The 15,678-nt window shown below is 35.1% G+C and carries 9 protein-coding genes; all 9 read right to left on the bottom strand.

Annotated elements, in window-relative coordinates; genetic code table 11:
• Positions 1 to 113: 113 nt before the first annotated feature.
• The 9 genes from ACVC43_RS05865 to ACVC43_RS05825 all read right to left on the bottom strand — a co-directional run bounded on the left by ACVC43_RS05865 (position 114) and on the right by ACVC43_RS05825 (position 15,676).
• Positions 114 to 3,239, bottom strand: coding sequence for a type I restriction endonuclease subunit R (locus ACVC43_RS05865; RefSeq protein ID WP_452223643.1), 3,126 nt, complete (start codon positions 3,237 to 3,239; stop codon positions 114 to 116).
• Between the two features lie 126 nt (positions 3,240 to 3,365).
• Positions 3,366 to 4,508, bottom strand: coding sequence for a restriction endonuclease subunit S (locus ACVC43_RS05860; RefSeq protein ID WP_452223642.1), 1,143 nt, complete (start codon positions 4,506 to 4,508; stop codon positions 3,366 to 3,368).
• Complete coding sequence (locus tag ACVC43_RS05855) at positions 4,505 to 6,136, bottom strand: N-6 DNA methylase (protein ID WP_452223641.1); 1,632 nt, start codon at positions 6,134 to 6,136, stop codon at positions 4,505 to 4,507. The genes ACVC43_RS05860 and ACVC43_RS05855 overlap by 4 nt, the downstream gene beginning before the upstream one ends.
• A gap of 212 nt (positions 6,137 to 6,348) precedes the next feature.
• On the bottom strand, positions 6,349 to 7,683 hold the full coding sequence (locus ACVC43_RS05850) for an ATP-binding protein (RefSeq protein WP_452223640.1): 1,335 nt from the start codon (positions 7,681 to 7,683) through the stop codon (positions 6,349 to 6,351).
• Positions 7,674 to 11,276: a contractile injection system tape measure protein gene (locus ACVC43_RS05845; protein WP_452223639.1), complete on the bottom strand. Its 3,603-nt coding sequence runs from the start codon at positions 11,274 to 11,276 to the stop codon at positions 7,674 to 7,676. Before ACVC43_RS05845 ends, ACVC43_RS05850 begins: the two co-directional genes overlap by 10 nt.
• On the bottom strand, positions 11,276 to 13,666 hold the full coding sequence (locus ACVC43_RS05840) for a hypothetical protein (RefSeq protein WP_452223638.1): 2,391 nt from the start codon (positions 13,664 to 13,666) through the stop codon (positions 11,276 to 11,278). The genes ACVC43_RS05845 and ACVC43_RS05840 overlap by 1 nt, the downstream gene beginning before the upstream one ends.
• 71 nt (positions 13,667 to 13,737) lie before the next feature.
• A complete protein-coding gene (locus tag ACVC43_RS05835) occupies positions 13,738 to 14,343 on the bottom strand; it encodes a class I SAM-dependent methyltransferase (RefSeq protein WP_452223637.1) in 606 nt (201 codons plus the stop codon).
• Positions 14,344 to 14,351: 8 nt separating this feature from the next.
• Positions 14,352 to 15,209: an eCIS core domain-containing protein gene (locus ACVC43_RS05830; RefSeq protein WP_452223636.1), complete on the bottom strand. Its 858-nt coding sequence runs from the start codon at positions 15,207 to 15,209 to the stop codon at positions 14,352 to 14,354.
• A gap of 80 nt (positions 15,210 to 15,289) precedes the next feature.
• Positions 15,290 to 15,676: a DUF4280 domain-containing protein gene (locus tag ACVC43_RS05825; protein WP_452223635.1), complete on the bottom strand. Its 387-nt coding sequence runs from the start codon at positions 15,674 to 15,676 to the stop codon at positions 15,290 to 15,292.
• Positions 15,677 to 15,678 lie beyond the last annotated feature (2 nt).

Raw genomic sequence — 15,678 nt, 5'->3', positions numbered from 1 at the left:
ATCTGTTACTTATTCATTCTAAACTTCAAAAGAGTGCTGCACTGCGTTCGCAATGACGGTCGCAAGGTCATTGCGAGGCTTTTTTAAGCCGAAGCAATCTGTTTACTCAAAAATTACTTTCCTGCAAAAAATTCGGCTAAGTTTTCACTTTGTGCTAAAACCCTATCAGCTTCAATTTTTGCCAAATCTGGCGGATAACCATAACGCATTAAAATTTTCTTAACCGTAAGCCTTAATTTTGCTCTCACATCATCACGTTTGCTCCAATCTACTGTTGCATTTTTTCTTACTACCTCAACAATAGTATGTATTAGCTCCTTCATTTTTTCATCATCCAACATTTTTGTAGAATCATTTTGAGTTAACACAGTGTAAAAAGCATATTCTTCTGGTGTTAAGCCTAATTCTTCAGACTTATGGTCTTCTAATCGCATGTCTTTAGCTATTGCAGATAATTCTGCAAGTACTTGAGCGGAATCTATTTGGTTATTGTGATAGCGTTTAACTACAGATTCCAACATTTCTGAAAAGCGTTTCCCTTGTGCTATATTTTTAGTTTTGCGAACACGCACCTCATCTGCTAACAATTTTTTAAGTAGCTCGAAAGCTACATTCTTTTGTTGCATGTTTTTTACTTCCAATAAAAACTCATCGGAGAGAATACCTACAGAAGGTGTTTTAATACCTGCGGCTTCAAACACATCTATAACACCTTCACTAGATAAAGCATCATCTACAATTTGCTTAATAGCTGTTTCTACTTCGTAGTCTGATTTAGTTGTACTTCCTGTAAACTTATTCAGTCTTGCCTTTACTGCCTGAAAAAAGGCAACCTCATCTTTAATATTATCGGCTTGCGGACTAGGAATGGACATTGCAAACAACTTAGATAATAATGTCACTTCTTTAAGAAAACGGTCTTTTAACTTTTCGCTTTGCATTACAAAGTTTTGTGCGCCTAATAAAACCTGAAGTTTAATATTAGTTTCTACTTTAAAATAAGACTTGTAATCGTAGCCATGAAAAATTTGTTCGACAATCTCAAATTTCTCCAACATGCCTGCAATTGCCTCTTTTATATCTACAATTGGTGTGCCTTCGCCTCCACTTTGTAAATAAGTAACCATGGCATTACGTAAATCTTGACCAATACCAATATAATCTACAATTAAACCTCCTGGCTTGTCCTTATACACACGATTGACACGTGCTATAGCCTGCATTAAATTAGCACCTTGCATTTTCTTATCGATGTACATGGTGTTTAAATTTGGTGCATCAAAACCAGTAAGCCACATATCTCTAACAATAACCATTTGTAAGGCATCGTTAGGGTCTTTTATACGTGCTGCTAAGAGTTTTCGTTGTGTTTTTGTGGTATGATGTGGTTGTAATATGGCTTCATCATCACTGGTGCTTGTCATAATAACTTTTATAGCACCTTTATCTAAATCCTCATGATGCCAATCTGGACGTAAGGCTATTATCTCGTTATATAATTTTGCGCAAATCTTACGACTCATACTCACAATCATTGCTTTACCTTCAAAAACCTTTTGTCTGGCTTCAAAATGCGATACTAAATCGGCAGCTATATCTTTTAATCTATCGTCTTTGCCAACAATTTTTTCTATAGCTGCGCTTGCCGTTTTAGCTTTTTCTATTTGCTCTTCGGTGGCGCCTTCAATCTCGTCTATTTGGCTGTCTATAGATTTGGTTACCTCTTCATTGAGTTTAATTTTTACTAAACGCGACTCGTAGCTTATTGGTACAGTTGCGCCATCATCAACCGCTTGTTTAATATCATAAACATCAATGTACTCACCAAAAACTGCTGGTGTAGATTTATCTTCTTTTTCAATTGGTGTTCCTGTAAACCCTATGTAAGAGGCTTTTGGTAATGCATCGCGTAAATACTTAGCATTACCATATCTAATTTCTGAGCCTTCATCTAAATCTACCACACGAGCTTTAAAGCCGTATTGGCTACGGTGTGCTTCGTCTGCAACCACAACAATGTTTGTGCGTTCTGATAAGGTATCGAACACATTACCTTCTTCTGGAGAAAATTTCTGAATAGTAGTAAAAATAACACCTCCACCAGATACATTTAATAACTCTTTTATATGGTCTCTGCTTTGTGCTTGCACAGGCGTTTGCCTTAGTAACTCTTTACAATTACCAAACGTACTAAAGAGTTGGTCGTCTAAATCGTTTCTATCTGTTAATACCACAATGGTTGGATTTCCCATTTGCGGATGTGTTACAATTTGCCCAGAATAAAATACCATAGATAACGATTTACCAGAACCTTGTGTATGCCAAACAACACCTACTTTTCTGTCTCCATCTTCACTATCTGTGGCTCTTATGGTTTGTGTAACTGCTTTTTGCACAGCATAATATTGATGATAAGCTGCCACTTTTTTAATTTTAACCTGAAAAATTAATCCTGTTACATCATCTTTTTTTTCTTCTTGCTCAAAAACCGTACAGTAGCGAATTAGCTCTACCAGCGTTTTTTTATTAAGCATATACTCTGTTAGAATTTGCAATTCTGTTCTTGGGTCGTTGTCTGTTGGTGTTGGTGATTTCCAAGATAAGAAACGAGAAAAAGGAGCAGACACACTAGAAGTTTTTGCATCTATACCATCGCTAATAACGCAAACACTATTGTAATAAAATATACTTGGTATAGCTGTTTTATAATTTTGTATTTGTCTGTGTGCTTTTTTAACCGTTGCTTTCTCATCTGTGGCATTTTTAAGCTCTACAAATACTAAAGGCATACCGTTGATGTAGATAACGACATCAAAACGTTTCTCGTTATTATTTTCTTTAACGACTAATTGATTGACTACCCAAAACTGGTTATTCTCTGGATTTACAACATCTAACAATTTTACATTAATGCCTTTTGTTCTGCCTTCTTTATTATATTCTACGGTTACTCCATTGGTTAACAAGGTATGGAAACGCTCGTTGTTTTCCATTAAATCCTGTGTACCAAGATTTACAATTTTTTGATAGGCTTCTACTCTTGCCGATTCTGGAACCTCTGGATTTAAATGGAGTAACGCATTTTTTAATTGTTGCTCTAACAACACAGACTCAAAACCTTCACGTTGTGGATTATTGCTATAAGGTGCAATGTCTGGACCGTAATAATACGTGTAACCTTGCCCAACTAATTGGTCTATAAAGGCTTGTTCTATGGTGTTTTCAGTTAATTTTGGCATAATTTGTACACTAAACTATTGTAAATACTTTTACTTGTTGGTTGTTATTCATTACACTATAAAATTTCTATAAATTATGAGATTGCTTCGTGCCTCGCAATGACGTTACGCTTTTTTCTTTTACTCTTACTCTTTAAACCCATTAACCCTAATTTCACCACGCATTAACTTGGGTAATAAAGCATCTCTGGTTTGGGTTAAGGTTTGGATTTGTTGATGATTAACTCTTTCCTTTTCCATTAAAGGTCTTAAAATTTTTTCAAATTTATTTTGAAATTCTTTGGTTGGAATATTAACAGGGAAATCACTTATTGAATCAAATGTAATTTGCGGAAAAGTACCAGAACGTGATTCAGCAATTACATTAAACTCGTTAACAGTATCTTGATTTTTTAAAATTAAATACAGTATATGAGAACTAAAATCATCTTTAGGTCTTATAATCATAAACTTTGTTGACACTACATAGTTTGAAGTATCAAAATCTACAAATGCAAAACGTTTGTTTTTTGGTCTTATTTCACTATATAGTATATCGTATAATTCAATTGCTTTTTTTGCTTGACCAGGTAATCCTTGAGGACTAACTTTATTAGCATGAAGAAACTGCCCTTCTGAAACATCTCCTGTATTAACAAAAACAACATCTTCTTCAGTGAATTTGAAAGATTTAGAATGATTAAAAGCTATATCTCCCAACGTCCCAACACGCCAACCTTCAGGCAGTTCATCACCAATTTGGTATTTACCAAACCATTCTTTAAAAATAGTCTGTGCGGTTTGCTCTAAGGTTTGGTTTTGTGCGCGTAGATTTTCTATTTTATCATCAAAAGCGGTTAAGACGTTGGCTATGGCTTTTTGTTCTTTTATGTCTTTTGGAATATCTATTTCTAATTGGTTTAATACAGCTGTGGTTAAACTAGGTACTGCAGAACCAACATTTAAGTCGGCAAGGTTTATTGTTTTCAGTTTGTAGAAAAAATACTTAGGTATGATTTCATTTTCATCAATAATTGTATAGAATAAAGTATCTACAGTCCAAAATGGTTCTTCAATAAAAAACAGGTTTGATAAAGTTCCTTTTCGAGGAATCAAAACTGAAGACTTATCGTATAAAATTTCGTCAACTTTACGCATTAATCCACCTGAACCAAAACAAGGTATTTCACCATCGTTCAACTTTTTGTGATCTTTACCATATTTAATTTTAGCCACTTCATCCAAACTCTTACTCACCCATCGATCTGGTAATTCATTATCTATACTCATAACTTAAACCCAATATTAGCCAGTTGTGTTTTAATCTCTTGGTTTAGCGCTTCCTCTTTTTGCATTTGTTGTTTTAAAGTTGCGGTAAGGTCTGCCATTTTGGTTTCAAATGGGATGCCATCGTCTTCTTCGTCTGGTATGCCAACATAACGTCCTGGTGTGAGTACGTGGTTGTGTTTGCGTATGTCTTCTAGGGTTGCGTTTTTGCAGTAGCCTTTTATGTCTTTATAATAGGCAGATTGCTTCGCTCCTTCCTCGCTCGCAATGACGTTAGCTTCGTGAGATTGCTTCGTGCCTCGCAATGACGGTTCGTTTAAAATGTGTTTACGCCAATTATGATAGGTTTTTGTTATTTTCTGGATATCGCCTAAACCGTTGTCGTGGAAGTCTCCTTTTTTGTTGTCGTCATCAGCATCGGAGAAATCACGATGTACACGGTCTTTTAGATAGCCCATTTCTGAGGCATCTATAAATAAAACTTCGTTGGTGTTGGTTCTGCCACGTCTTAAAAACCAAATACACGCAGGAATACCAGTATTGTAAAACAATTGTTTTGGTAAGGCGACGATACATTCTACCAAGCCAGCTTCTACTAAATTTTTACGTATATCGCCTTCACCAGAGGTATTAGAACTTAAAGAGCCATTGGCTAAAACAGTTGCCATGACACCACGTGGTGATAAATGGTAGAGCATGTGTTGCATCCAACCAAAATTGGCGTTACCATTTGGTGGTGTGCCATATTGCCAACGTGCATCGTCCTGTAAAATATCTATTCCCCATTCTTTTTGGTTAAATGGTGGATTGGCGAGAATATAATCTGCTTTTAAATCTGGATGTGCATCTTTTAAAAAAGAACCTTCGGTGTTCCAAGCCACAAATTTGGAGTTGATGTTACGTATGGCAAGGTTCATACGCGAGAGTTTCCAGGTGGTTTGGTTACTTTCTTGCCCATAAACCGTAATGTCTTTTATGTTACCAGAGTGTGCAGTTACAAATTTTTCGGACATGATAAACATACCACCAGAACCAGAAGCAGGATCGTAAATACGTCCTTTGTAAGGTTCTATCATTTCTACCATGAGCTTTACAATGGCTTTTGGTGTGTAAAATTGTCCGCCTTTTTTACCTTCGGCATTGGCAAATTCTCCTAAAAAGTACTCGTATACTCTGCCAAAGAGGTCTTTAGAGTTTTCGTTTTCGGCTTGTAACTCTGTGTTAGATATTAAATCGATAAGTTCGCCTAAAGCGGTTTTATCTAAATTGGCTTTACCGTACACATGTGGTAATACGTTTTTAAGTGCTGTGTTTTCTTTTTCTACCGCTTCCATCGCTTCGTCAATAGTTTGACCAATACTTGGTTGCTTGGCTTGTGCATGAATATGACTCCAACGTGCTAATCTTGGAACAAAAAAGGTGTTTTTTGCAATATACTCATCTCTGTCTTCTGGGTCGCTCCATTCATCTTCTTCTAATTCGGCATAGAGTTCTGCAAAAGATTCTGAAATGTATTTTAAAAAAATAAGCCCAAGCACTACGTGTTTGTACTCTGCTGCATCTATGTTTTTACGCAATTTATCTGCTGCTTTGAACAGGTCTTGCTCAAAGGTGTTTTTGCTTTTTGCCATATTGTAATTACAATTATCTTTTAATAAAATTAAAATTGCTATTGATTTGTATTATTAAGGGAGACCTTAAATATAACACCTTTATTAAATTTGAAGTAGTAAACCGTAGAAAAAATAGTTGGAAAAAACCATAGTAAAATTAGAGCAACTTTTTCCAGTTAACAGCAAATAGCGTAAGCTATTAAAAAACAATGTATTACACTTAAATCACCCTAAACATGCCCTTCTTTTTCAAGTTCTTTTCTTATAGCATATAACAGTGTTTCGGGTACAATGGTAATGCCGTCTTTACTGTGGCTATGTGCCACTGCTGTACGTAGAATGTTGATTAATGCGCCACCTGTAAGCTCGTAATCTTCGGCAACTTTGTCTATAAACGCTTCGTCTAAACCATAGTCTTTTATAAAGATTTTTTTCCACAGTTTCAGACGTTGTTCTTGGTCTGGTTTTTTAAATTCTATCTGCATTTGAAAACGACGCGAAAAGGCATCGTCCATATTATTTTGAAGGTTGGTAGACAGGATAATCATACCCGGAAAATCCTCTATACGCTGCAACAGGTAAGCGACTTCCTGATTGGCATGCCTGTCGTTAGACGAGCTTGTTTTGGTACGTTTCCCAAAGAGTGCATCGGCTTCATCGAAAAATAAAATCCAATCGTTATTTTTGGCACGATCGAACACTTTTGCCAGGTTTTTTTCGGTTTCGCCTATGTATTTAGATACGACCATAGATAAATCGATACGGTAAATAGGTCGGTTTACCTTTTTAGCCAGTAAAGATGCCGTGAGTGTTTTACCTGTTCCCGGAACGCCATAAAACAGCGCTCTGTAGCCTGGTTTTATCCATTTTTTTAAATGGTCATCGGCTTTTAACGTAGGTTCTAATGTAAACCACATTAATAGTTCTTCAAGGTTCTTTTTTACGGTTTTAGAGACTACCATATCTTCCCATTCTAAATCGGTAACCAAGGCTTTGGCGGGAAACTCGCTGTTGTATTCTGGTAAATAATCTTCGCCTGTGTACAACAGGTGTTCTGCTTCTGTGGTAAAACGCATAACCGTGTCTATTCTGGTCTGGAAAGTGGCTTGAGAAAAATCTAACAAGGAAAAGGTGGAAAAGGGATGCGACTCATCGAACAAAGGATACAGAATTAATGGGAGTGCCATCTGGCTTTCGTTTAAAACAAAAGCAGCTGTTCTAAAGGTTGGCTCAAATCTGCGGTCTGTAATTTTACCACCAAATTCGGTATAGGTCATGCCTGTGGTTGCATTTTGCGTATGCAACAAATCGAAAACTTCCGGTTTTAATGCCGATGCTGCAATCATGGCTACAATAACACGCTCCCTAAAATCGAATCTGTATTTAATTAAAAACTGTTCGTAAGTACTTCTGTCGCCAACAATAGGTGGTTTTACATCGTAAATGGATTGTTCGGTTTCGGCGACATTAAAATACGATTGTAAACGAATGCTGATTAGTTCTTCTAACCATTTAAATTCTTCCTGTAAAAAGGTTTCGGTTGCTAAATAATGATTTATCTCCATTGTGTATGAATTATAGCAGGTTGCCAAGGTAATATTATCATGTTAAGGCTCCATGGTAAAAAATCGATGAGTATGTCTACACCATTTTTTTCAACAAATATATGGTAGCCATTCTCCTGAATTTCCAACTTACCGTTTCGCATTAAAAAGGTGTTTTGAAGGTTTTCTATACTGGTTTGCCCTAATTTTTTCCAATGGTCTATTAATGCCATTAGTAACGAATTTGCCATGTCTGTTTCTCTATCGTTTAACACAATATCTAAAGGAATGGGATCATTAATTGCCATACCGCAAAGCACTTTGGGCATTGCCAACTCGACTTCCGCTACATTGCCATTATTGCCAGTGGCTAAAAAATAGACTAAATATACGGCTCGCCATTGCACCTCTTGGTTTTTAAAATGTTTGTCTGCTTCTAAATAATCTAAGGTTTTAAACAAGTTGTTTAAAAACGGATGGGTTATTATTATGCCTGCATGTGGCACATACCATTTCACTACTTCTGAATCCATTATATTACTGTTCTCTTCCATAAATATATCGTTTTTAGTTGTATTGTCTTGCTGTAAATTGGTAAATGGATGCTGTGTTGCATTACTTTCTGCTCTATTTTTATCATGTACAGCATGTCCTGTTGTATGCTCTGTTCTGTTTTTAGGGTTTGTTGCGCTTTCTAATGTGTTTTCTAATGTGTTTTCTGCTTTTGAATTTTCGGTTGCTGAATTTCTTGTTTTATGTTCTCCTTTAACTGTTTCGTTCGCCAATTGATGCATACTGCTATTTTTATTTTTGTTATTAACTTCGGAAGCATAAATACGTGCTGCCACTTCTTTAAATTGCTTTTCTGAGAAGTAAGTGGTTTGCTTTAAAAGATGATATATTACAATATTATCAAATACATTAACCTGAACCTTTTGTTGCCATACTTTGAAAAATGCTTCGGAAAAATGAATACTTTCAACAGTATGCTGCGATTTAAAAATTTTAAAGACCTGTGTCCAAAATGATGTTTCAAAATGAGAACTTGTTATGGGTCGTTTATTTGCCGGAATGCTATTGTAAATGGTTTCTAAATGCTGATAAAAGCTAAATACAACGTGCTTTGTATTGTTTTTAAAGCGGTGTTTTAAATAAGACAATCTGTTTGCTTCCGAAACCGTTTTGCTCCAGTTCGCAATGGCTTTTTGCGACCAGTTATGCTGCTCTAAAACCAAAATTGTGGTTTTAGAAAATGCTTGTTTTAATAGCACCATTTGTTTGGCTTTAACAATCCATTGCGGAAAAACACCAGTTTCCAAATAAAACAGAATGGCTATTTCATCTTCAGTTTGAGATAACACCAAATTACTGCTAGCAGATTTTTGGAACGTTTCCCACTTTACGAGTTGGGCTTTAAAGTATAAAATAGTCCTGATTTGCTGTGGTTTTAACTTAGAAAACACCATTTTCGGGATATAAAAAAACGCTTTTTTATCCTTTACATAATTAAAACAAAGAATTGGCTCCTTATTTATTAAATGCACTAAAGCCTCAATGTTTTGGACTAAGAGCGCCTTTTGTTGGGCATTTTTGGTGTTTAAATTCGTTGCAGTAAAAAATTGAAAAATGACTTCAACCGTGCTTTTATTTATTGCAATGTTATTTGTTACGCTGTTTTTTGCTTCGATAGCTAATTGCAAGCTATTTAAAATAGAAACAAATGCTAACGGCAGCTTATTGCCTGTTGCATGATGCAACAAATGGTTTTTATAAGCTGTTACAATGGATTTAAAACTTAGACTATACGTTTTAACTATGTGCTTTAATTGGTGGTTTATAAAGTCGGTTTTATCAAACGCTCTTAAATGTGAAATGCCATAATGTATGGCTTGGCTATAGCTGTTTGCTTTAAAATTTACTTCTGAATTTTTAATCGTTTCCTCGTTTTTGAAGAGGTTATAAATAGCGTTTAGACTTTCAGAAACAAATAAAAATTCTTTTGGAAACACAACCATTAGTAGTTTTTTAAAATGTATTTCACCACCTTCTTTAGAACACCATTTTAAAATAGTGTTTGTGTTGTTTTGCTCTAACAACCAAAGCTTGATGTTTTGAGCTTGTTGCCAGAAAATTGCCGCTTTACTTTCCAAAATATGTTTAACATCCTGCAACGAAAAGGCGCTAACTTTGGTTTTTATTTTGCTGTTATTTGCCTTGACTAATTCTGTCTGTAATGCCTGAATGGCAGCTAATAGTGCGTTGTTTTTTACATCGTTTTTAGAAAACGCCAGCACGCTTGTTTGTAAGGCGTCCAAAAAAAGCGGATAACTTATAGCATAGTGATTGGCGAATTTACTGCTGTGGTATTTTACAAATTCTTTAAGCTGAAAAAAGGAACTAAACCTGCTTAACGCATATTCCATAGTAAATAGCCACACAGCTTTTTTAATAGTAGAAAGCGACGACGCCACAGCTATTAATTTTTGCGTGTGTATCACCTCATCATGGTATTCTAAAATCACTTTTGCTCCTTTAGGTAATAGCACCAACAAGGCGCTTTCTAATACCTTTTCTTTTAAAGTGGCTATCCAAAAATGTTTGATTTTAGGTTTATTTTGTTTGTGTACCAGCCAATTTTTAATGGTTAGGAGTTCGGTTTTTGTACTGTTGCTTTTAAGCAGTAATTTTTCAATTTCCTGTATGGAAGCATCATTCTTTTCTTCGGGTTTTACAGAGGAATTGATAATTATTTCATCTTGAACGCTTTCTAAAATCAATTTAAAATCTGCAGCAGCTATTACTTTGTTTGCTGTCTTATTTAGCGTTTTTGTAAGATTAATAATTAGTTTATTTGCATTAATACCAACCTGGTTTGCCAACGTTTTTGTGTGATAGGCTATAAAACTAACTATCGAAAACCTATTGGTTTTGGCTAATAAAATATATGATAAGCTAAGCTCCCAAACCAAGTGTTTAAATCGGTAAAATGGTATGGAGATGTTATGTTTTCCGGAGTTATAAAAGTGAAATAAGCTATTATGGTATTCTAAAATGGATATCGCATGTTCTGCAGCTGTTTTTTTTAAGGTTGCTTCTAATACTGTTTCATTTAGCTGAAACACCAAGCGTTTAACTGCGGTTTTATTCCAGGCAAAGGCTTTCGATTTTACAGTAAAAGCATGGTCTTTTAGTATGTCTCGCCATTGCACTAAAAATGTGCTTTTATCTTTTACATTCCATGTGGCAACACCGTGTAACAAAAAATAAAAAACAGCATTAAACGTCGCATCTTCGCTATTGGTTATAGTAATAGAATGGCTGTTCGCCATCGCCTTTTTAATACTTTCACTTTCAAAATAAGCAATGAGTTGTTCGCGACTTTGGTTGATGACGTTTTTTTCGAAATCCTCCAGTAAAACAGGTTCTAATTGTAAATTAATGGTTTCAATTGCGATATTTTTATCTGCGCCATAACGGTTAAACACCTCGTTTAGCATAGCAGTAAAACGTGTATTGAATAAGCTAACTAACCGATTTTGTATTTCCATATTTTTAGATAAAGATGGAATATCGAAATCGAATTTTAAAGTCTGTATTTGATGAGCGTTTCCCATTAGTTACCTTTTTTTTCAAGATGCTTTTTTAAGAAATCGCTTAGTTTATAACTTAATTCTTGTGTGGTGTGAGATGTTCTATTTAAGGCTTGCTTCCAGTTAAGGTGTAAATCTTCAAAACGCGTCATCTCTTCTAAATCCAACCACAAAAAGCGAGCGCAAATATGAGCAGGCACCAATTTAATGATAATGCGTTCTGCCTCTTTTCGGAAGCCTTTATTTTGAAAACGCGTACTCCAATCTGGAAACACAAAACTCATTCTGAATGTTGTAAAATCACTATCATCTATTTCTAATAGCGCGTGGTCTATTAAATAAAAACCTTCGCTTTTATTAGACATGGCGTTAAAGGTATCTACAAAATAATGGACTTGATTTAATGCGGCTTTCTTTGTTTTTTCTATGGTTAACAACTTAGCATGATTTTGATCGCTATACTCTAAAACCACATAATTTTGTTTTCTGTTAGCAGCCTCGACAATTTTATAAGCACCTTTGTTGCTGCCTTTATATAAAAGCTCTGGAATAAGATTTTTGTTATGGGTATGGTAGGCAATTGTGTGTTGGCTATAACTAAAATTCTTTATGCGTTCAATTTTTAAATCGCTATAGATACTATCGTCTATTTTAGTAGCATCTACATGTTTTACTTTTTTATTTTTAATTTCAATTATATTATACTTTAACTTAGAAACTGCTCTGTATAGAGGTTTCTCTGGTATCTCGTTAATACTTAATCGTAAATAAATTTCTTTTTCTAAACTTGTAACTTCTTCAGAATTATAAATATTTCTATTGTAACCTATGTCTTTTATATTTTGAAGTAATAATTCTTTGCTTCTTATCTCCTGGCTTAAATGGTCTGCTTCACTGTGGAAACTGTGCATTTCGAAATTATCATCTAGATGCACATCGAATCTAGCCAACAAATGGGTTAACATGTTATTACGTGCTTTCAGGCGGTTTATTGGGTTTATTTCTACGGCATTTAACTTTGTTTTGGTTGTGGTAAGTTGTGTGGAAAAAATGTTAATATGGTTTTGCTCCACACGAGAATCTTCCCAATACAGTGGCTGGTGTAGTACATTTTCGGTAAGTGCTGTAATGGAAAAGAAATGGCTGGTATGCGCCAAACGCATAAAGGTGTTGGCTATAATTTGCTCGAAAGGTAATAAGTACGCCTTAAGCTGATCTGTACTATAAGCTTCTTGATTTTGAATGTAAGCATAACCATTTTCGTTTAAACCGTAAGCCTGCGGAAAATCGTTTTTAATGCTGTAGTAATTTTTAATATTTCTGTTTTTAGCATTTATAGAGTAGGTTTTCTGGTTGACTTCATTTTTTAAAACATAATTTCTACTGGTTACTCTAACCATATTCTCTATGATTTCGAAAACCTTAAAGAAATTTACAGCCATCAATTCTTTATTTTTATAAACCCTGATATTATTATCTAAATGTTTGGGTGTAAAAAACGGCACATATCCTTTTTTTAATTGAATTAACGATTCCTTTTGCGCTTCGTTAGTATCTATTTCCTTTTGTGTTTTTAGCGATTCATTATCGTAAATAGATAAATTATTAATCATTTGTACGCCTTCTAAAGCAGACACGATTTTTTTTATGGTAATGCTGGTAACGGTAGCTAAAAAAGGAGAAAGGTTACTTGTTTTAATGATGCCGTTATGCATTTTTGGGCCATCGAATATTTTGTTGTAACTCCAATGTTCTTCTAACTCCGTAAACGGTTGCCTGAGCGGATTTGGATTTATAAGGTACTCGTTAATGGTATAAAACATTTCGGCTAAAATGGTTTCAGCTTCCTTGTCATTATCTATATACATATCCACTTTTAGCGCTATTGCGGTAAATTTGGCTGCTTTTACTTTCATGTGTGGTACACCAAATGCTCTGTATTGCTTTAAAAGTGTTGTAACTCTTTCAATTGCAATGGGTGTTTCTACTTGTTTTTTCTTTAACAGAATGACCTCGAAGGCGGTGTTGTTTTCTTCTGAAGGCATCAACCAAACATTATTAATTTCTGGAACTGCATCAATAATTAGTTTACGATAATCTGCAATGGTCACAGGTGCTGTGGTAAGGATGTCTTCGGCTAAAAAAAGTGCATTGTTAGACAGGTTGAATGTTTTGTTTAGTGATGACGATGATAAAATGTCCTCGATTGAAAAGTCCAGTTTATACTCTATCTCTGTGAGGGTGTAGCATAGCGCTTCTAAAATGGTAACGCCTGGATCGTGCGTATTGTAGTCTGTCCACTCTTTACCAGACAGCAATTGTATCCAGCGTAAGGCTGTTTTTCTATGCTGGAAAAAATGAGATGGTTTGCCGCTTAAAACGGGAAATTGGTTATGTATAATATCTTCTTTCAAACTATTAAGTTGTACTAAAAAGATACAAGAGTAAAGGGAGCAGAAAAAGGGTATTACTACGTGTTGTAAGATTATTTATGCATAATGATTGTAAAATCGTTTTTCAAGTAATTATCCACAATTTTCACGTTACAGCTAAGCGTTTGACAGTACTCGTAGATTTGTGTTTTACTATGTGCCACGATGATATTTCCAGATTCAAAATACGCTGCGTTTAGCATGTTAAAAATGAATGCTTGGCTAGCCGCTTTGTAAAATTTTTCAATCATTTTTGTATAAAAATCTGGTATCGCGCTTTTGTATGATAATGCGCCACAGGCCACGACTACATCTACGTTTGGTAACTGGCAGGTAGTAAAATCTGTGTGGTAAAACCAAGTATTTTTCTGGTCTTTAAAACGCTTTTTTGCAAAGTCTATAAATTGGTTTTGAATATCTATGCCTATGTAATCGATGTTTACAAAACGCTCGTCTAAAAAAGCTTTAAAATCACCATCACCACAACCTATATCTAATACTGAAGCGTTATTAAAATCGAATAAAGACACAATAGCTTCGAACCTTAATTGTTGGGCTTGTTTGGTGGTCCAACCCATCATTTTAGAACGTGTAATGGTTTTGTCTTTTAATCTGACTGCGTGGAATTGTTTTATGTTTTGTTTTTCTATTATGGTCATACTTTTCATTATAAAGATTTGGAAGGTCCATAATGTTTAACTAAGTAATTTTCTTCTCCTTCTGCCCCAATTTCAACTAAAATTATAGTCCACATTTTATAATCTTTACCACCTTTGCTAGTAGTTTCATACTCATCTAAATCTAAAACCCATTCTCCATTGCCCTTTGGTTTAAAATAATTATAATCCTCTCGGATTAACTCTATTAAAGATGTATCAGTTTTAGGTAACGATTTTTCATTATGATCTTTATAATGTTTCCTTGCTGCTTTTGAGAGTTTTATTTTAGCACTTTTACCATTTAATTGAATAACACTCAACTGTTTGGTTTGCTTATTACTTGTTACTGCTAACTTAGGATTATTGGTTGGTTTATAAAATTTCATCTGCGTAGCCCTACTTCCCATATCATCTGCCTCTTTCTCCAACGCAACATTATCATTAACTGCCATGCCTGCAACAGTAGTTGTTGGTTGTACACGCCCTTGTTTTTGTTGTGCTACATGCCAGGCTTCGTGTGGTAAATGTTTTTCCTGTCCTGATGCTAAATGGATTTCGTTGCCTTGCGCATAGGCATGTGCCTGTACTTTTGCTGGTTTAGAAGAATTATAATGCACCTTAACATCGTCCATGGTATGACCAGACAAGGCTTCTACTCCAGATTTAAGCGAATCGGGCAAACCTGTTTTGTTTTTTTTATGTTGAATGGTTCTACCATTTTCAGATTCCTGGATTTTAAGCTGTAAGGATCTGTCCGATTTCGCTTTAGAGGTGTTGTTTTTAAGTGTGTTTTTTACCTCAGATTGTAATTGTTTTGATGTTTTATCTCGGTTTAAACTTTCAGCTTTATCAATAGAAGTACGCATAACATGAATATTTGGATACAAGTTAAAAAGCTTCGGGCATTTTAGAAAGCGTATAAATACCTGTTTATTAAATAATTACATCAATCCATTACGGTAGTTTGTCCAGCAAAAGTAAAAGCAATGGCACCACCAAATGCACAAAAACATTGTGAGGTATTATTAATTATTGGAAAGTTACCTATTAAAACAGTTGGATTTCCGGGAGTCCATGGTGCCGGAATTACTGGTGTGCATGGCATTGGTGTTAATACGCCAAGTGCTGCTGTCGTGGCAGCTGCAACTGCTGGATTAGCCAGCGAAGTACAGACTCCAAACGGGAGAATATTAACAAATGGAATGTTATCCATAATATTAGCGTCTGGCATAAACGACGTTGTGACTCTATTTTTTGGTAATACTACTAAACTTGAGGGTGCTGCTCCAAATGAGCATTGCATTAAAGCTCCCATACATACTTGCTGTCCCATAA

Source organism: Lacinutrix chionoecetis (assembly GCF_053604665.1).
The sequence above is the reverse complement of the archived record's forward strand: the minus strand, read 5'-3'. Positions and strand labels throughout refer to the sequence as shown.

Excerpts from the sequence above, each read along its gene's own strand:
- ACVC43_RS05825 (WP_452223635.1), bottom strand. The coding sequence starts at position 15,676 with ATGGGACAGCAAGTATGTATGGGAGCTTTAATGCAATGCTCATTTGGA.
- ACVC43_RS05865 (WP_452223643.1), bottom strand. The coding sequence starts at position 3,239 with ATGCCAAAATTAACTGAAAACACCATAGAACAAGCCTTTATAGACCAA.
- ACVC43_RS05845 (WP_452223639.1), bottom strand. The coding sequence starts at position 11,276 with ATGGGAAACGCTCATCAAATACAGACTTTAAAATTCGATTTCGATATT.
- ACVC43_RS05850 (WP_452223640.1), bottom strand. The coding sequence starts at position 7,683 with ATGGAGATAAATCATTATTTAGCAACCGAAACCTTTTTACAGGAAGAA.
- ACVC43_RS05855 (WP_452223641.1), bottom strand. The coding sequence starts at position 6,136 with ATGGCAAAAAGCAAAAACACCTTTGAGCAAGACCTGTTCAAAGCAGCA.
- ACVC43_RS05835 (WP_452223637.1), bottom strand. The coding sequence starts at position 14,343 with ATGACCATAATAGAAAAACAAAACATAAAACAATTCCACGCAGTCAGA.
- ACVC43_RS05830 (WP_452223636.1), bottom strand. The coding sequence starts at position 15,209 with ATGCGTACTTCTATTGATAAAGCTGAAAGTTTAAACCGAGATAAAACA.
- ACVC43_RS05860 (WP_452223642.1), bottom strand. The coding sequence starts at position 4,508 with ATGAGTATAGATAATGAATTACCAGATCGATGGGTGAGTAAGAGTTTG.